The sequence below is a fragment of the Streptomyces sp. NPDC058001 genome, assembly GCF_042886315.1.
Classification (GTDB): domain Bacteria; phylum Actinomycetota; class Actinomycetes; order Streptomycetales; family Streptomycetaceae; genus Streptomyces.
Genome location: NZ_JBHVQT010000004.1, coordinates 310553 through 328042, shown reverse-complemented (window position 1 = coordinate 328042; position 17490 = coordinate 310553). Strand labels below are relative to the sequence as shown.

Annotated in this window: 15 protein-coding genes; 6 read left to right on the top strand and 9 right to left on the bottom strand. The window is 70.8% G+C overall.

What is annotated here, in order from left to right:
* Positions 1 to 16: 16 nt before the first annotated feature.
* The 3 genes from ACFVT5_RS11230 to ACFVT5_RS11220 all read left to right on the top strand — a co-directional run bounded on the left by ACFVT5_RS11230 (position 17) and on the right by ACFVT5_RS11220 (position 4105).
* Positions 17 to 808: a VOC family protein gene (locus tag ACFVT5_RS11230; RefSeq protein WP_389884383.1), complete on the top strand. Its 792-nt coding sequence runs from the start codon at positions 17 to 19 to the stop codon at positions 806 to 808.
* A gap of 132 nt (positions 809 to 940) precedes the next feature.
* Positions 941 to 1315, top strand: a complete 375-nt coding sequence (locus ACFVT5_RS11225) for a hypothetical protein (RefSeq protein WP_389884380.1) — start codon at positions 941 to 943, stop codon at positions 1313 to 1315.
* A 279-nt stretch (positions 1316 to 1594) separates the two neighbouring features.
* Positions 1595 to 4105 carry a PQQ-binding-like beta-propeller repeat protein gene (locus ACFVT5_RS11220; RefSeq protein ID WP_389884377.1) on the top strand — a complete coding sequence of 837 codons (2511 nt, stop codon included), beginning with the start codon at positions 1595 to 1597 and terminating at the stop codon, positions 4103 to 4105.
* Positions 4106 to 4362: 257 nt separating this feature from the next.
* Here ACFVT5_RS11220 and ACFVT5_RS11215 read toward each other — a convergent pair whose 3' ends face one another.
* From ACFVT5_RS11215 to ACFVT5_RS11205, 3 genes are read right to left on the bottom strand one after another with little or no spacing between them, the layout of a single operon-like run.
* Positions 4363 to 5139, bottom strand: a complete 777-nt coding sequence (locus ACFVT5_RS11215; protein ID WP_389884374.1) for an enoyl-CoA hydratase/isomerase family protein — start codon at positions 5137 to 5139, stop codon at positions 4363 to 4365.
* Complete coding sequence (locus ACFVT5_RS11210; RefSeq protein WP_389885260.1) at positions 5136 to 5561, bottom strand: Zn-ribbon domain-containing OB-fold protein; 426 nt, start codon at positions 5559 to 5561, stop codon at positions 5136 to 5138. Before ACFVT5_RS11210 ends, ACFVT5_RS11215 begins: the two co-directional genes overlap by 4 nt.
* Positions 5562 to 5596: 35 nt before the next feature.
* Positions 5597 to 6748 (bottom strand): lipid-transfer protein, encoded by a 1152-nt coding sequence (locus ACFVT5_RS11205; protein ID WP_389884371.1) that lies wholly within the window; start codon positions 6746 to 6748, stop codon positions 5597 to 5599.
* 101 nt (positions 6749 to 6849) lie between these two features.
* On the opposite strand from ACFVT5_RS11205, the gene ACFVT5_RS11200 reads away from it, so the two are divergent.
* On the top strand, positions 6850 to 8457 hold the full coding sequence (locus ACFVT5_RS11200) for a FadD3 family acyl-CoA ligase (RefSeq protein WP_389884368.1): 1608 nt from the start codon (positions 6850 to 6852) through the stop codon (positions 8455 to 8457).
* Between the two features lie 327 nt (positions 8458 to 8784).
* Here the strand turns inward: ACFVT5_RS11200 and ACFVT5_RS11195 are convergent, their stop codons facing one another.
* Positions 8785 to 8976, bottom strand: a complete 192-nt coding sequence (locus ACFVT5_RS11195) for a hypothetical protein (RefSeq protein WP_389884365.1) — start codon at positions 8974 to 8976, stop codon at positions 8785 to 8787.
* A 254-nt stretch (positions 8977 to 9230) separates the two neighbouring features.
* The gene (locus tag ACFVT5_RS11190; RefSeq protein ID WP_389885257.1) at positions 9231 to 12056 is read right to left on the bottom strand and encodes a BTAD domain-containing putative transcriptional regulator; all 2826 of its coding nucleotides are present in this window, start codon (positions 12054 to 12056) and stop codon (positions 9231 to 9233) included.
* 444 nt (positions 12057 to 12500) lie between these two features.
* Between ACFVT5_RS11190 and ACFVT5_RS11185 the strand changes: the two genes are divergently transcribed.
* A complete protein-coding gene (locus ACFVT5_RS11185) occupies positions 12501 to 13721 on the top strand; it encodes an amidohydrolase family protein (RefSeq protein WP_389885254.1) in 1221 nt (406 codons plus the stop codon).
* 4 nt (positions 13722 to 13725) lie between these two features.
* On the opposite strand, the gene ACFVT5_RS11180 is transcribed toward ACFVT5_RS11185, so the two are convergent.
* The gene (locus ACFVT5_RS11180; protein WP_389884363.1) at positions 13726 to 14082 is read right to left on the bottom strand and encodes a helix-turn-helix domain-containing protein; all 357 of its coding nucleotides are present in this window, start codon (positions 14080 to 14082) and stop codon (positions 13726 to 13728) included.
* An 89-nt stretch (positions 14083 to 14171) separates the two neighbouring features.
* Between ACFVT5_RS11180 and ACFVT5_RS11175 the strand changes: the two genes are divergently transcribed.
* Positions 14172 to 14585 (top strand): PaaI family thioesterase, encoded by a 414-nt coding sequence (locus ACFVT5_RS11175; protein ID WP_389885251.1) that lies wholly within the window; start codon positions 14172 to 14174, stop codon positions 14583 to 14585.
* 74 nt (positions 14586 to 14659) lie between these two features.
* Here the strand turns inward: ACFVT5_RS11175 and ACFVT5_RS11170 are convergent, their stop codons facing one another.
* The 3 genes from ACFVT5_RS11170 to ACFVT5_RS11160 all read right to left on the bottom strand — a co-directional run bounded on the left by ACFVT5_RS11170 (position 14660) and on the right by ACFVT5_RS11160 (position 17189).
* Positions 14660 to 15457: an HAD family acid phosphatase gene (locus ACFVT5_RS11170; RefSeq protein WP_389884360.1), complete on the bottom strand. Its 798-nt coding sequence runs from the start codon at positions 15455 to 15457 to the stop codon at positions 14660 to 14662.
* 223 nt (positions 15458 to 15680) lie between these two features.
* Positions 15681 to 16085, bottom strand: a complete 405-nt coding sequence (locus ACFVT5_RS11165; RefSeq protein WP_389884357.1) for a nuclear transport factor 2 family protein — start codon at positions 16083 to 16085, stop codon at positions 15681 to 15683.
* Positions 16086 to 16259: 174 nt separating this feature from the next.
* On the bottom strand, positions 16260 to 17189 hold the full coding sequence (locus tag ACFVT5_RS11160) for a class I SAM-dependent methyltransferase (RefSeq protein WP_389884353.1): 930 nt from the start codon (positions 17187 to 17189) through the stop codon (positions 16260 to 16262).
* Between the last annotated feature and the right edge of the window lie 301 nt (positions 17190 to 17490).

Below are 17490 nucleotides of genomic sequence, written 5' to 3'. Positions count from 1 at the left end.
GGGAAGGACCGAGCCCATGGCCGCATTCGCAGAGGGTGTTCCGTGCTGGGTCGACGCGATGCTCCCCGACGTAGAGGCGGGCAAGCGTTTTTACGGAGATGTTCTCGGCTGGACCTTCGACGAGGGCGCCGGCGCCGAGTACGGGTACTACACACAGGCGTACAGTGACGGCGCGAACGTCGCGGCGCTCGCGCCCAAGTCCGACGGCCGGATGCCCACCGTGTGGACGGTCTACCTCGCGACCCCGGACGCGGTGGCCCTCGCCGGACGGATCAGGGGCGCGGGCGGGCAGATGGTGATGGAGCCGATGCCCGTGGGGCCGTTCGGGACGATGGCGCTCGCCGCCGATCCCGGGGGCGCGGTCTTCGGGCTCTGGCAGGCCGGCACGCACATCGGCTTCGAGGCGGAGCGGCGCCCCGGTTCCTACTGCTGGACGGAGCTGTACACCCGGGACAAGGCGGCCGTCGACCCGTTCTACGAGGAGGTCTTCGGGTACGTGGGCGCGGAGCTGCGGGACGAGGACCTGTCGGGCGCCGCCGGTGACGACGTACGGGTCTGGTCACCCGCCGGGGCCACGGCAGGGCTCGAATCCGCGATCGGCGGGCGCGTGGTCATGGGGGACAGTTTCCCGGCCGAGATGCCGCCGCACTTCCTCACCTACTTCACCGTTGCCGATTGCGACGCCACCGCCGATGCGGTGACCCGGCTCGGCGGCCGGATCCGGCAGGCGCCGCTCAGTACGCCGCACGGCCGTATCGCCGTCTGCGCGGACAACCAGGGCGCGACTTTCGCCGTACTCCAGGACTGATCTTCGCGGCCCTGACCGTTTGCTCAATTTGCCCATCTGATATGAAGATCAAGGACACCCCCCCCCGGTCCGTGGAAGAGCCTGCCCGGTTCTTCGTCGCCCGCCCCACAGGACAGCGACCAAAGGAACACGTTGAAGAAGTTGCAGAAACTGAAGAAGAGCCTGACCCTGCCCCTGGCCGCCGGCGCGCTCGCCGTCGCCATGGTGGGTCTCTCCGCCGGAGGAGCCCAGGCCGCGACGTACAAGTTCACGGGGGCCAGCCTCACCTGGACCGCAAACGGCGAGGTCCTCAAGGTCAACGACACCAAGAGTGACGGCCGTTACATCTACGCCATGGGCCAGTTCGCGGGGACGAACGACAACCTCACGCCCTATTGCAGCACCCGGGGCAAGAGCAGCAAGACGTGCGACTACTCGGTCGCTGAAGGCCGGAAGATCAACTTCATCGTCTACTCGGTCAGGGGCACCGACATGAGGAAGCTCGGCACGTTCACCGTGACCGCCTGACGGCTGACTGACGCCTGGCCGACGCTCGATCGACGCGTCCCGGATTCCCCCGGCCCTGTATGTGGCCGGGGGAATCCGCGTCTCCACTCCCATGCTGCCGTACACAGGATCGACGTACAGACGTCCGTATTCGGTTGAGACACCCCGATTCCGCCCCTGGTTCGCCACCGGTGGCCGGGACAGGAAGAATCGGGGTGCGTGCCGCCGGTGCGGTTCGGTGGTGAGACGCTGCACGGGGCCGTATTCGTGGACGCGGCCGTACGGGGAGGTGGCAGGCAAGTGGTGGATCAGCTGACTCAGCATGATCCGAGGCGGATCGGGCCGTTCGAGGTACTGGGCCGGCTCGGCGCCGGCGGTATGGGACTCGTCTACCTCGCACGCTCGGCGTCCGGGCGGCGCGTGGCGATCAAGACGGTCCGGACCGAACTCGCCGAGGACCAGCTGTTCCGCGTCCGTTTCACCCGTGAGGTGGAGGCCGCGCGGGCCGTGTCCGGCTTCTACACGGCCGCCGTGGTCGACGCCGACCCCCGGGCCGCCGTGCCATGGCTGGCCACCGCGTATGTGCCCGCGCCCTCGCTCGAAGAGATGGTCAACGAGTGCGGGCCGCTGCCCGCGCAGGCCGTGCGCTGGCTGGGTGCCGGTATCGCGGAGGCCCTCCAGTCCATCCACGGCGCCGGACTCGTGCACCGGGACATGAAGCCGTCCAACGTCCTGGTGGTCGAGGACGGTCCCCGCGTCATCGACTTCGGTATCGCCAGCGGAGTGTCCAACACCCGCCTGACGATGACCAACGTCGCCGTGGGAACTCCCGCGTACATGTCGCCCGAGCAGGCCAAGGACTCCCGTAGCGTCACCGGCGCCAGCGATGTGTTCTCGCTCGGCTCCACGCTGGTGTTCGCCGCCACCGGACACGCGCCCTTCCACGGCGCCAACCCCGTCGAGACCGTCTTCATGCTGCTGCGCGAGGGCCCCGACCTGGAGGGGTTGCCCGACGAACTGCGGCCCCTCATCGAGTCCTGTATGCAGATGGAGGCCGCCGCGCGCCCCAGCCCGGCCGACCTTCAGGCGCAGCTCGCCCCGCATCTGTTCGCGTCCGGCTCCGACGACAGCGGTACGGCGTCGGCGTGGCTGCCTGAACGGGCCACCGGGCTCATCGAGTCACGCCGGGGCGGGCGTCCGCCGGTGAAGCCGTCCGGGGGGCACAGCCGGGGCGGGCGCAGCGGCGGCCGAGGCGTCTCCGGTCACGGCCCTGGTGCCGGTCACGGTGGCGCTCACGGTCACGGCGGCGCTCACGGCGGAGGTCATGGCGGAGCGGGCGGGCCCGCAGTGCCGCCGCCCCCGCCCCACGCCCCTCCGCACGTGCCGTCCCACGCCCCTCCGCACGCCCCGCCCGTCCCCGTCACCGGCCGGGGTGGCGGCGGCCGGCATGGGGCGCCCGACTCCGGTCCCGTGCGGCTCGCGGGCGGTCAGGTGCCCATCGGCCCCGGGCCCCGGGTCTCCGACGCGCGCGCCGCCGCCGTACGGGCCGAACCCGCCGTCGCCGGGCTCGCCGCCACCTGGTCCCGGTCCCGGGCCGGGGCCAACGGCACCGACCCCGTCGTACCCGGCCCCGCCGCCCCCGTCGTGCCGCCCGCCCCGCCCGACGCGGGCGCGCCGGCCTCCTGGCGGCCCTGGCGGTTCCGGATGTCGAACGACGTATGGGGCACGCCCGCCGTCGACGGCGACCTCGTGTACGTCACGTCCTTCGAGGTGCACGCCCTGGACGTGGGTACCGGGAGGCGCCGGTTCAAGACGCGGGACGTCGCCTGGTCGATGGCGGTCGCGGACGGCCGTATCCACGCGTCCGACGGGCCGACCCTGTTCGCGCTCGACGCCCGCGAGGGCACCGATCTGTGGCGGCTGCCGACCGACGGCTGGATCTACTCGCTCAAGGCCGACCGGGGCACCCTCGTCACCGGCACCCGAGGCGGCGGCGTCCAGGCGTGGGACGCGTCCGGCGGCCGGAAACTCTGGGAACTGACCGGCGCTCAGGCCGACTTCGAGACCCCCGAGGCCGGACCCGTCGTCCACGACGGCACCGTCTACGTCTGGCAGGACGCCCGGCTGCGCGCCCTCGAAGCACGTACCGGCGAGGAGCGCTGGTCGTACCCCATCGGCGACGCGGCCTCCTGCGGCGGAGTCCCGGTACGGCTCACGCAGGTGCCGGACGGGTACGTGTATGTGTCCGCCGGTACCAGGGTGCTCGCCCTGGACGTGGCGAGCGGGCATGTCCGCTGGCACTTCGAGGCGCCCGCCGTCTTCCTGTCCCCGCCCGCCTTCGCGCCGGGCCCCGCGGTCACCGGGGGAGGGGTCTACCTCGCCGACTACCTCGGCACCGTCTACGCCCTCGACGCCACCGACGGCCGCGACCGCTGGCGTATCGCCACCGAGGCGCGGTCCTCGGTGGAACCGGTCCTGGTCGCCCAGGGCCATGTCCATGTCGGCAGCGGCAAGGGCCTCTACACGCTCGACGCGGTCACCGGCACCCCGAAGTGGCGGTTCCAGGCGGGCGGCGACGTGGTGGGCGCGCCCGTCGTCGCCGAGGGCCGTATCCACTTCGGCTCCACCGACCATCTGCTCTACACCCTCAAGGCCGACGACGGCCGACTGCGCTGGAAACTCGCCACCGGCGGCGAGATCACCGGGGCACCGGTGGTCCGTGCGGGTGTCGTGTACGCGTGCAGCAAGGACCGGTGCGTGTACGCGCTGGACGCGAAGGAAGGGACGGGCTCCGCCGGTCGACCGGTTTGAGATGTGCCGGTCGTCGGCGGCGGTTGCGCCCACGCGGCGGAGCCGCACATGTCGCAGCCCCGCGCCCCTGATTGCGCCGTTCCCCGCGCCCCTGGGTGTGTGCGCGTGGTTCGCCGCGTCCGTGGGGTGCGCAGTTCCCCGCGCCCCTGGGGGGCTGCGCGCCGTTCTCCGCGTCCGTGGGGGTGTGCGGGCGTGGTTCGCTGCTTTCGTGGGGTGCGCCCGCTGTCACAGCCCCGCGCCCCTTTGGGGCGCTTTCCTTAGCGGAGTCGGTGTTTGTTCGGAGCGTGTCTGTTGGTGAATAGGGGCCTCTGGGCTTTCGTCGGCAGGTTGCCCAGGCTGACCAGGAGGGGGGCCTGGGGGAGGGTTTGGGTCAGGAGGGTCTGGCGGGTGGTCCACAGGGCGCGGACCGTGCCCTCCACCGCGGTCGGGGGGTACGTCGCCAGGGTGCGGGCGCAGGCGACCGCCGCGGGGACCGCCTCGCCGGGAGGGGTCAACTCCGAGACGAGGCCCGTCTCGTAGGCGCGGCGGGCCGAGACGCGTTCCGCCGTGCCCATCAGCGCCATCCGCGCGACCTCGCCGTACGGCATCCGCTGGGCCAGGTACATCGTCTCGTACGCGCTGACCATCCCGTACGTCGTGTGCGGGTCGAAGAAGGTCGCCTCCGTGTCCGCGACGATGAACTCGGACTCGCCGAGCAGGTAGAAGGCGCCGCCGCAGGCCATGCCGTTGACCGCCGCGATCACCGGTTTCCAGAGGTCGTTGGACTTGGGGCCGATGCTCGCGAGCGGGTCGTCCACGGCGTACGGGGACGCGGGCTGGGGGACTTCCGTGTTTCGGTCGATTCCCGTGCAGAAGGCGCGTGTTCCGGCGCCCGTCAGGACCACGGCGCGGATCGTGTCGTCGAAGCGGAAGTCCCGCCACACCGACACCAGTTCCTCCATGGTGGCCAGATCCAACGCGTTGTGCTTGAGCGGGTCATCCAGCACGACCACCGCCACCCCGGTGTCCCGGTCGGCCTCCACCTTCACCGTCACGGCCGCTCCAGAACCCAGCGCGGGACGGCGATCCCGTCCACCTCCGCGAACACCACCTGCACCTTCGCGCCGATCCGGAGTCGGTCCTGCGGGAAGGAGTTCAGCGGTGCGTCCGGGCCCGTCACCAGGTTGCCGACGAGGCGGATGCGCGGGGCGTCGGCCAGTTCGACCACGATCGCGTTGTACGGCGCCACGGCCGCGTACGCCGGGAGGAGCGGGGGATGCGGGACGACGTACGACCAGACGCGGCCCCGGCCGCTCATCCGGCGCCACGAGGAGGCGAAGGACTGGCAGTGCGGACAGCAGGGGCGGGGCGGGAATCGCAACTCCCCGCAGCCGTCGCAGGATTGGACGCGCAGCTCGCCCTCGGCCGCGTACGACCAGAAGGGCGCGCCGTCCTCGTCGATGACCGGGGTCAGCAGGCCCTCGTATCCAGGTGCCGGTGTCGTCATGGGTCTCAACTCCTCAGCAGCAGGGCCGATGTGGGCACGCCTTCGCCCGCCGTCACCAGACAGGTCCCGGCCCCGGGCACCTGTGCCGTGCTTGTCCCGCGCAACTGCTTCACCCCTTCGTTGATGAGGTTGAACCCGTGCACATACGCCTCGCTCAGCCCACCGCCCCCGGTGTTCAGCGGCAGCCGGCCGCCGATCTCCAGCGCCCCGCCCTCCGTGAAGGCACCGCCCTCACCCCGGCCGCAGAAGCCGTAGCCTTCCAGGGAGAGCGGGATGAGGGGCGTGAACGCGTCGTAGATCTGCGCCGCGTCCACGTCGTCCGGGCCGAAGTCCGCCCGCTTCCACAGTTGCCGCGCCGCCGCCCAGGCCGGGCCCGACAGCGGGTCGTCGTTCCAGTAGTTGACCATGCCGTGGTGCTGCGCGGGCAGGCCCTGCGCGACGGAATGGATGTACACGGGTTGCCGGCGGCAGTCCCGGGCGCGTTCCGCCGACACCACGACACAGGCCAGCGCGCCGTCCGTCTCCAGGCAGTTGTCGAACAGGCACAGCGGTTCGCTGATCCAGCGGGCGGTCATGTACATCTCGCGGGTCAGCGGCCGTTCGTACATCATCGCCGCCGGGTTCTGGTTGGCCCGGTTGCGGCAGGCGAGGGCGACGTTGAAGAGATGGTCGCGGGTCGCCCCGTACTCATGGAGATAGCGGCGGGTGAGCATCGCGATCTCGTCGGCCGGGCGGAGCAGTCCGAAGGGCCGTGTCCACTGGGCGGGCGTGGGGAGTTGGACCGCCGTGTTCCGCCACGGGCGCGGGCCGCTGCCGCGCTTGCGGGACCGCCAGGCCACGCCGACGTTCGCCTGCCCGGTCGCGACGGCCGCCACCAGATGCGCGACGGTCGCGCACGAACCCCCGCCGCCGTAGCCGACCTTGCTGAAGAACGTGACGTCGCCCGCGCCGATCGACTTGGCGATCTCGACTTCGTCCGTCTCCTCCATCGTGTACGAGGCGAACGCGTCGACCTCCGACGGAGCGATACCGGCGTCGTCAAGGGCCGCCAGGATCGCCCGGCACGCCAATGTCTTCTCGGGTTCGGGGAGTTGTTTCGCGAACGCCGTCTGGCCTATCCCGACGATCGCCGTGGCGTCCTTGAGTGCCGCCGTCATCGACCCACCTCCTGCTGACAGGCTGCTGCCAGGGTTGCTGACAGGGCGTCAGGCTACAGCTAATCTGACGGGTAGTCAGCTAGTGATGTGGGAGGCGTTCTATGCGCGGGGACCTGGAATGGGGCACCGTCCCGAGGCTCGTACGGGACGCGGCACGGCGGTTCGGCGAGCGGGAGGCGGTCGTGGACGGCCGTACCCGCGTCACCTACCGCGACCTCGGCGACCGCGTCGAACGGGCCGCCGCCGCCTGTGTCGCGAGCGGCGTACGCGCCGGTGACCGGGTCGCCGTCTGGGCCCCCAACACCCTGGACTGGATCGTCTCGGCGCTAGGCGCGGTGAGCGCGGGCGCGGTCCTCGTCCCGCTCAACACCCGCTTCAAGGGCGCCGAGGCCGCCTATGTCCTCGCCCGCAGCCGCGCCCGCCTTCTCTTCGTCACGGGCACCTTCCTCGGCACCTCGTACGTGGCGTCGCTGCGCCGTGCCGCCCAGGACGGCGACGGCACCGGGCCGCTGTCCGGCCTGCCGGACCTGGACCAGGTGGTCGTCCTCTCCGATGACGCGCCGGCCGACTTCCGTACCTGGAAGGACTTCCTCGCGAGCGGCGACACGGTCCCGGCGGAGCGGGTACGGGAGCGGGCCGACGCCATCGACCCGTCGGCGGCGTCCGACATCATCTACACCTCCGGCACCACGGGCCGCCCCAAGGGCGCGGTGATCAGCCATGCGCAGACCCTGCGCGGATACGCCGTATGGAGCGAACTGGCCGGGCTGCGCGAGGGCGACCGCTATCTCATCGTGAACCCCTTCTTCCACACCTTCGGCTACAAGGCGGGCGTCATCGCGTGTCTGATGCGGGGCGCGACGATGGTGCCGCAGCCGGTGTTCAACGTGGACACGGTCCTCGCCAACATCGCCGCCGAACGGATCTCCGTACTGCCGGGCCCGCCCACCCTGCATCAGTCGCTGCTCGACCATCCGGCGCGCGACGCCCACGACTTGACGGCGCTGCGGCTGGTGGTGACCGGGGCGGCCGTCGTCCCGCTGCGGCTCGTGGAACGGCTGCGCGCGGAGCTGCACATCGGCACGGTCCTGACGGCGTACGGCCTGTCGGAGGCCAGCGGCATCGTCACGATGTGCCGGCGCGGCGACCCGGCGGAGGTGATCGCGTCGACGTCGGGTCGGGCGATCCCGGGGACCGAGGTCCGTGTGGTCGCCTCGTCCGGTACGGCCCTGCCGCCGGGGGAGCCCGGTGAGATCCTGGTCCGTGGCTTCAACGTCATGGGCGAGTACTTCGAGGACCCGGGCGCGACGGCACGGGCCATCACGCCGGACGGATGGCTGCGTACCGGGGACGTCGGTGTCCTGGACGACGACGGCAATCTGCGGATCACCGACCGGATCAAGGACATGTTCATCGTCGGCGGCTTCAACGCGTATCCGGCCGAGATAGAGCAACTGCTCGGGCTGCACCCGGATGTCGCGGACGTCGCGGTGATCGGCGTACCGGACGGGCGGCTCGGCGAGGTCGGCCGCGCCTATGTCGTCCGTCGCCCGGCGGCCACGCTCACCGCCGATGACCTGATCGCCTGGGCCCGCAGGGAAATGGCCAACTACAAGGTCCCGAGGTCGGTGAGCTTCGTCCCGGAACTGCCACGGAACGCGAGCGGCAAGGTGGTGAAGGGGGAGCTGCGGGGGGCGGCGGCCACCTGAAAGGACCATCCCTGGACCCGCGTTGACCGGTCCCGGACCCTTGCCTCCCGGTCCACGACCCTTGCCTCCCGGTTCCGGACACGCGTCGGCCGCGACGGCTCCCCTCCGCGCCGTCGCGGCCGACTTCCCCCGCGCTGTTCCTCAGTGGCTCGATCCCCCGCACCCTGGTCCCCCCGGACCGTGGTGCTCAGGTGCCTCGATCCCCCCGGACCTCGGCACCCCCGTACATCGACCCCCGTATTTCCCCCGGTACTTCCCCCGTACGTCCCCCGTCATCCGGTCCCGGTCATCAGGTCCCCGGTCATCCGGTCACCCGGAAGGGGTGGTTCAGGCGGGCTCGCCCGAGGCGTGGTTGTCGAGCGGCTTGGTCGGCTCGCTGGACGCGTGGTTGTCCAGGGGCTTGATGACGCCGCCGGACGCGTGGTTGTCCTTCGTGGTCAGCTCGCCGTCCTGCACGTCCGACGCGTGGTTGTCCTGCGGCTTGACGACCGGCTGCTTCTTCTTGGCTGCTTCGCTCATGCTGTGAAACTCCCGTCAGAGAGATGATGGGGCGAGCACGCCCGGCCATTCCCCCGAGGTTGGCCGGACGAGCCCTTTATGGGCCGCTCACACTAGTTCGTCTTCAAGGGGCCCTCTTCCGCGACCCGTCTGCCCCCCGACACGACGGATCGTTGCTGTAAGCGTGCCTAGGGCCGATAAACGAACGATGAACGCCTACGGGCGTTCCGCCGCGCTCGCCGCCACTCCCACAGCGCCCCTCGGGTCCGGCCTGTTCAGGCGACGGCCGCCGGTGTCAGCAGGGCCCGTACCTCGTCCGCCTCCGGGGAGCCCAACTGCTCGTAGATCGACAGCGCTTCCTGCCAGCAGGCCCGCGCCCGGTCGGGCTGGTTGATGCTGACCAGGGCCTTGCCGAGCACGGTGAGTACGGTGCCGCGCCGCCATTCGCCGCCGATGCCGCGCAGCGCGATGGCCTGCTCCGCGTGGCTCGCCGCGAGCGTCGGGCGGCGGGCCGCGAGATGCACCTCGGCGATACGGAAGTGGGTCACGCCCTCCCACAAGGGCTGCCGGTTGTCGTGGAACAGGGCCAGCGCCTCGGTGAGTTGGTCCAGCGCCTCGGACAGGCGCTGGGCCTTGGTCAGGGCGATCCCGAGCGCGTACCGGCCGTTGGCGAGGCGCAGCGTGAGCCCCATCCGGTCGTAGATGTCGATGCCGCGCTGGGCCAGCTCTATGGCGCTGGCGGTCCGGCCCATCGCGACCCGGATCCGCGAGAGGTTGCACAGCGCGCTCGCCTCGCCGACGTCGTTGCCGTCGGCGCGGAAGTTGTCGATGGCCTGCTGGAGATGGCCCTCGCCGTCGGCGTGCCGGCTCTGGTAGAGCGCGATGATGCCCCGGTCGTTGGGGGCCCAGCAACTGGGCAGCGGGTCGTCGGCCCGGTCGGCGAGGAGCATCGCCTGCCGTGCCTCCTCGTCGGCCTCGTTGAACCGGCCGCCGATGAGATGCACCGTGGTGAGGGTCGTCCGGGCGCGGCCCTCGGCGTGCGGGTCGCCCGCCGTCCGCGCGGCGTCGCGGGCCGCGAGTGCGGCGATCTCGTACTCGCGCGCGTTCGCCCCCGACTCCGCCAGGTCCTTGGCGGCCCACAGCAGGTCGACCGCGCGGCGCAGCCGGCTGTCGCCGACGGACTGGCGGACGCAGGCCATCAGGCAGTTGGCCTCGGCGTAGAGCCAGTCCTGCGCGACATGGCGGTCGCCGAACTCCAGGCCGGGGTGGCGGGTCGCCTCCAGATGGTCGACCAGCCGGTCACCGGGCCGTTCGAGCGCGTACACGGCCGAGGCGGACGCCAGATAGAAGTCGAGGAGCCGTGACATCGCCGAGTCCCGTTCGCTCGGCGGCTGTTCGTCCCTCTCGGCGCAGGCACGCGCGTAGAGCCGCACCAGGTCGTGGTAGCGGTAGCGGCCGGGCGCAGCCGACTCCAGGAGCGAGGTGTCCACGAGGGATTCGAGGATGCCCTCGGTGTCGGTGAGCGGAAGATCGAGGACGGCCGCCGCCGCCGCGAGCGAGACATCCGGGCCGTCCGCGAGACCGAGCAGCCGGAAGGCGCGGGCCTGCGCGGGCTCCAACTGCCCGTAGCCCAGCTCGAAGGTGGCCTTGACCGCGAGGTCACCGGCCTGCAACTCGTCCAGGCGGCGCCGCTCGTCGGCGAGCTTCGCGGCGAGGACCGACACGGTCCAGGTGCGCCGTGCCGCGAGCCGTGACGCCGCGATCCGGATGGCCAGCGGCAGGAAACCGCAGGCCGCGACGGTGTCGAGCGCCGCGTCCCGCTCCGCGGCGACCCGTTCCGCGCCGACGATCTTCGTGAAGAGCTGAAGGGCCTCCTCGGGCGACATCACGTCCAGGTCCACCAGATGCGCCCCGGCGAGGTCCACCATGCGGATGCGTGAGGTGACCAGCGCCGCGCAGCCCTCGGTGCCCGGCAGCAGCGGCCTGACCTGGGCCGCGTCCCGGGCGTTGTCGAGGAGGACGAGGATCCGGCGGCCGTCCAGGACCGACCGGTACAGCGCGGCCCGCTCGTCCAGGGTGTCCGGGAGCGCCGGAGGTTCCGTCGTGCCCAGTGCGCGCAGGAACTGGCCGAGTACCGCCTCCGGGTCGGCGGCCCGCGCGCCTGTGCCCTGGAGGTCCACGTACAACTGGCCGTCGGGGAAGCGGGAGCGCGCCAGATGGGCGACGTGCACGGCCAGCGTGGTCTTGCCGACACCGCCGATCCCGGCGAGCGCGGAGACCGCCATGACGCGGCCCTCGGCGGTCGACAGGACGTCGCTGAGTTCGTTGACGAAGGAGACCCGGCCGGTGAAGTCCGGCACGGTGGCGGGAAGTTGCGCGGGGCGTACGTAGGTCGCCGAGGGTTCCGGGGCGGGCGTCGACGGTTCGGCGAGGCCCGGGTCGGCGCGCAGGATGCGCTGCTGGAGGTCGCTGAGGCCCGCGCGCGGGTCGACGCCCAGCTCGTCGGCGAGCAGCCGTCGGGTGTCCGCGTACACGGCGAGGGCCTCCGCCTGCCGGCCGCTGCGGTACAGGGCGAGCATCAGCAGCTCGCGGAGCCGTTCGCGCAGCGGGTGCGCGGCGGTGAGGGCGGTGAGTTCGGAGATCGCCTCCGCGTGGCAGCCCTGCTCCAGGTCCATGTCGAGCCGGGATTCGAGGAGTTGGAGACGCCACTCCTCAAGGCGGGCCCGCTGGGTCTCGGCGAACGGCCCCGGCACGCCGGCGAGCGGCTCCCCGTCCCACAGGCCGAGCGCCTTGTTGATCAGCGACCGGGCCTGGCACAGGTCCCCGGTGCCGCGCGCCTTCTCGGCGTCGGCGGCCAACTCCTCGGCGAGGGACAGGTCGAGCGCCTCGGCGGGCACCCGGATCGCGTAGCCGCCGGCCTCGCTGAGCAGGACGCCCGGCAGGACCTTCCGCAGCCGTGAGGCGTACGTACGGACCGCTGCGAGGGCCTGCGACGGCGGGTCGTCGCCCCACAGCGCGTCGATGAGCTGCGCCGCGGTCGCCGTCCGGCCGTCGCGGAGCAGCAGGGCGGCGAGCAGGGCGCGTTGCTGCGGGGAGCCCATGGGCAGCGGTTCGGAACCGCGCCAGGAGCGGACGGGGCCGAGTACGCCGAAGCCGAGCGCGGGTTCGAGGCCGTGCACGGAGGGGACGCCCTGCTGGGACCCGGCACCGTGCTGTGACCCGGGGCCTGTTTGTGCTCCGGCACCCTGCTGGGACCCGGCAGCCGTCTGTGCCCCGGTGCCCTGCTTGGACCCTTCCAGGCCGGCACCCGCAGCCGGACGCCACTGCTCCGGAACTCGCGGTCCACCGTCCATCGCCGTCCCCCTGCCGTACCGGTCGATTCGCTTCCGCCAGTTTGCCTTGTTCATGGCGGATACGTCAGCCGTGCGAGACACCTCTCACAGGGTCCCCTCACCGGTGGGGCCCGGTACCGGCCGTCCGGGGGGGTGCCGTCAAGGTAGCTGACGGTTCGTCAGATCGGCGCTACCGTGGACGGCATGGAGACCATGGAGACCTTCCCGAAGATCATCTCGGTGGACGACCACACGGTGGAGCCGCCGCACGTCTGGCGGGACCGGCTCCCGTCGAAGTACCGGGACATCGGCCCGCGTGTGGTCCGCGCCCCGCTGAAGGAAATGACCTTCCTGGGCGGCAAGTTCGCGCCGGTCATGGGCGCGCCGGGCGACGACGGACCGATCGGCGACTGGTGGGTGTACGAGGACCTGCACCGCCCGCTGACCCGCCTGGACACGGCCGTCGGCTACGACCGGGACGAGATCAAGCTCGAAGTCATCACCTACGAGCAGATGCGCCCGGGTTCCTTCTCGGTCCCGGACCGCCTGGCGGACATGGACGTGAACCACGTCCAGTCGGCCCTCTGCTTCCCCACCTTCCCCCGCTTCTGCGGCCAGACCTTCACGGAGGCCAAGGACCGCGAACTGGGACTCCTCGGGGTCCGGGCGTACAACGACTGGATGGTGGAGGAGTGGTGCGGCCCGGATGCCCAGGGCCGCCTGATCCCCCTGACCCTCATCCCCCTCTGGGACCCGGAGTTGGCGGCGGCGGAGGTACGGCGGAACGCGGCCCGTGGCGTACGGGCGGTCGCCTTCTCGGAGATTCCGCCGCACCTGGGTCTGCCGTCCGTCCACACGGACGCCTGGGACCCGTTCCTCGCGGCCTGCGACGAGACCGGCACGGTGGTGGCGATGCACATCGGCTCGTCCTCAAGGATGCCGTCGACATCGGCGGACGCGCCGCCGGCCGTCGGCTCCACGATCACCTTCGCCAACTGCTGTTTCTCGATGGTCGACTGGCTGATGAGCGGCAAGTTCGAACGCTTCCCGAACCTCAGGATCATGTACGCCGAGGGTCAGATCGGCTGGATCCCGTACATCCTGGAACGCGCGGATGTGGTCTGGGAGGAGAACCGGGCCTGGGGCGGAGTGGCGGACAAGGTCCACCGCCCCCCGTCGGAGCTGTTCTCCTCCCACGTCTACGGCTGCTTCTTCGACGACGCCTTCGGCCTCCGGAACCTGGACGCGATAGGCGTCGGCAACGTCCTCTACGAAACGGACTACCCGCACTCGGACTCGACCTGGCCGAAGTCGAGGGAGGTGGGCGAGGCCCAGATGTCCCACCTGGACGGCGAGACGGTGGAACGGATCGTGCGCGGCAACGCGATTTCCCTGCTGGGGCTGACGGGGGAGGGGTTGTGGGCGGGGGCGTGACGCTTCAGGCGGCGTTGTGGCGCGGTTCGCCGGTCGGGTGCGGGTGGAAGGTGAACGCGGAGGTGCCCTCGTCCAGGCTGGTGATCAGCTTCGCGTCCAGTGCCTGTGCCAGTCGGGTCAGGAGCGGAATCGTCGGAATGCCGTCGCCGCCCTCGATGTTCGAGATCTTCGGCTGCGCCATGCCCGCGCGCCGGGCGAGTTCCGCCTGGGACAGGCCCAGTTCGGTGCGCCGGTCGTACACGGCCTGACCGAGGTCCCAGGCGGCATCGAGTTCCGCCGCCAGGGCCGCTTCCTTGGGACCTTCCTGGTAGCCCTCGGTGGCCTTCTTGTCCCGGGTGAGCTTCCACTGGTGGTGGTTCACAGCTCCTCCTCGATGTCACGGCTGCCTGTCGGCCGGGTGGGTTGTCGGTGGGGGAGGTGGGGCGTCACCATCGGCTCATGACATCGACGCTGACGCTGACAGTGCCAGAAGCGGAACGGATTCTCGCCGGGAACTTCGCGCCTTGGGTGCTTGACCTTGGGCTTGTGGTGATCGAGGTCGGGGAACGGCGGGCTGTGTTGCGGTTGCCCTGGTCGGAGCGGTTGGCCAGGGAGGGGGGCGCGCTGTCGGGTCAGGCGTTGATGGCGGCGGCGGACACGGCGACGGTGATCGCGGTCTCGGCGGCGCGGGGCGCGTTTGTCCCGATGACGACGGTGCAGCAGTCCACGACGTTCCAGCGCCCGGTCACCGGCACGGCCACCCTGATCGAGGCGAGCGTCACCAAGTTGGGGCGCCGTATGGCGTTCACGGACATCGCGATGACGGTGGAGGAGTCGGGGGAGTTGGCGGGGCGGGCATCGACCGTGTACGCGCTGCTGGGGTGAGCGGTGACGGAGGGAGGGTGTCCGACGTCGGTGGCGACGGCTGAGCCGGACACCCTCTCGACCGCACCGCATTTCTAGCCGACGAAATACGTCGGGTTCGGCACCTTGTACGTACGGGCGGCATATCCGCCGTCCAGGTCCGAGTACTGGTCGCCGAAGTTGGCGATGATTTCGTACCCGAGGTCCTTCTCGATGTGCTTGCGGGTGCCGGACTTGTACTGGACCGTCGTGCAGGTCCATGCGCCCGGAGTGGCACAGGACTTGAGGTACGACGGCGGGTTCGCCGCGTCCTTCAGATACATGTGACCGGCGTCGAGATTCACATCGGCGCCGATCTTCTTCAGGTTCTCGACCGCGGCCGAACGCTGCGCCTCGGTCAGACCCGAGTTGTAGAAGACCTCGACGCCCTTCTTCTCGGCATAGCGCACGAGTTCCGCGCTGCCGAAGACGCCGGGCCGGTCGGCGCGGTTGACATAGGCCGCCCAGGAAGCCGAGTTGTACGTGTAGTTGTAGCGCTTCTCGTAATCGAGGCTGAGCAGCAGCGTGTCATCGATGTCGAAGACGACCGCGGGCTTCTGCTTCTTGTGCTGCGCCTTGCCGGCCGCCTGGTCGATGTACTTCTTGGCGTCGGCGTCGATACGCGCGAGGTCCTTGGCATACGGGCTGGTCGACGACGCCTGGTAAACGCCGGCGCTGTCCGTGGTGATGCCGTAGTAGGTGTCGATGTCCTTCACCAACAGCCCTATGTTGTAGGGCTCCTTGGTGGAGTTGGCCGTCGTCTGCCCGGCGGTGGCCGCGCCGGCGCCGTACAGGGCGCCTCCGGCGACGGCACAGACGGCGACGAGCGCGGCGGCTCTGAGGGACGTGCGCATGGACTCTCCGAGTCTGCTCTGAGGGTGTGCGTTGTAGCAGGTCAAGGAGTGTCTACGCGCATCACATCAGAAACGCGAGGGTCTTTAACCGATCTATAACCCCTCTATACGAACTCGCCGCAGGACCGTGTTCCGGCCGCCTCGCGAAGTTAACCTGGGCTACTTCGAGGTGGCCGGGGAGTGACGCCCCCGCGAGCGGCGAACGATCAAGGCCGCCCCTGGATCAGGCCCTGGTGATGTCCCTGCCCGGCATCGGCTCCGCGAGTGCTGTCCGCCATTCGGGCGCACCGAATGTGTCCGCGAAATACTGCGTTTCGTGCACCACATGCCCGTGGGCGAATTCCATGACGCTCACCGAGTAACTGGGCACCCCGTCATAGGTGATGACGCATTCGCTCACCCACAAATCCCCACCACCGACAATCCGTTGGACAGTGAAATGCCGATCGGCGGGGTGCCCGCCACGCTGCCCCGAAATCGCCGCACGACCCCGGAACCGTTCACCTGACTGGGGGTAGTCGAGGATCGCGTCGGCGGCGTAGATGGCGTGCTCGGCTTCGATATCCCCCCGTTCCGATGCCCGCCAGTGTTCCTCGATCGCGGCCCTGGTCCGGATTTCGGGATCCATCGCACCGTTCCTTCTTCAGGCGGCCGAGGCGGTCCGGGAACGCTCGGCCGCTGACCGTCATGGGTGACGGTGTCACCGTAGACCGCCGCATACGGGAGGAACCGGGCAGTGCCGCCGCGTACCGGCGAGCCCTCCACCAAATGGCTGTCAGGGGAAGGCGCCGCGGCCCGCGGCTCAGGTAGCCGATCGCAGGAACGCCGAGTGGGCCGCCTTGCCCAGGTAGGTGAAGCGGGTCTCGCCCGTCAGATGCTTGTCGAGGGCGTCCTTGACGCCGGGCCACTTGGCGTCGCCGTAGTCGTCGAGGACGATGACCGCGCCGGGCGCGGCGATCTCCTCGGCCCACTCCAGGTCCGCCTGGACGCCCGCCGCCGAGTGGTCGCCGTCGATCACGATCACGCCGTAGCGGCGGTCCGAGACGGCCGCGCGGGTCTTCGGGTCCTCGGAGAAGCCCCGTTGGATCCGGGCCGCGGCGCCCGCGGGGCCGGCCAGCGCGAGATTGGTGCGCACGGCGTGCTCGTCCACCGGCGCGCCGGTCGGGTCGGAACGCTCCGGGGTACCCGGCTGGAGCTGTACGCCCGCGAACGGGTCGACGATCGTCACGCTCGGGCTGCGGCCGTCCCGCTCCATCATCCGCACCAGCCCGGCCGAGAACATGCCGTACAGCGTGCCGATCTCCAGGATGTCGTCGTTCGGCGGGTCGAGCAGGGGTATCGTGCCCAGCTTTCCGCAGATGTTCATGGTGCCGCCGGCGATCCGGCCGACGCCGAGCGACTCCATCGCCACCAGCAGCCGGTACGCGGCGGCGACATTGCGCTGCGCGGCCTCCTGGCTGCCGACCAGCTTCTCGACCTCGGCGTGCAGCCGCTTCAGCGGGCCGTGGGCGACGATTCGGGAGAGTCCCCGCCCGCGCGGGCCGAGCAACAGCTCCACGGTGAGCTGGTGTTGCTTCATCAGCTCGATCGCGTCCTTGAGCTGGTCGTGCTCGGCGGTCCGGGCCGCTGTCGCCGCGCGGGTCCGCCGGTCGATGCGCTGGTCGATGAGGTCGGCCACCGGGCGCAGCAGGCGCCGGGATACCGAACTGGTGAGCAGGGAGCGGCTGTTCATGGAAACGAAGACCTCGATCTGTCGGGTGTTCGAGTCGGAAGTGTGCGGCTCGCGGTTTCCAGACAGGCTAGGTCGGCCGTTCCCTGGGGAAAGGTGTGTGAGCTGAGCGGGGAGTTAACAGCGGCGGAACTCCCCATGGCGGACGAGGGTGGTCCAGGCGTGGGGGTGGGTGTCCGGTCGTCGTACGTCCGCGTGAGCGTCGTGGACGCGCCCGTATCGCAGCAATGCGAACGGCGGGCGGGGCGGGGCCACTCGGGCGCCCCGCCCCACCGCCCCCGGGAGGGGGAGGCCCCCGCGGCCC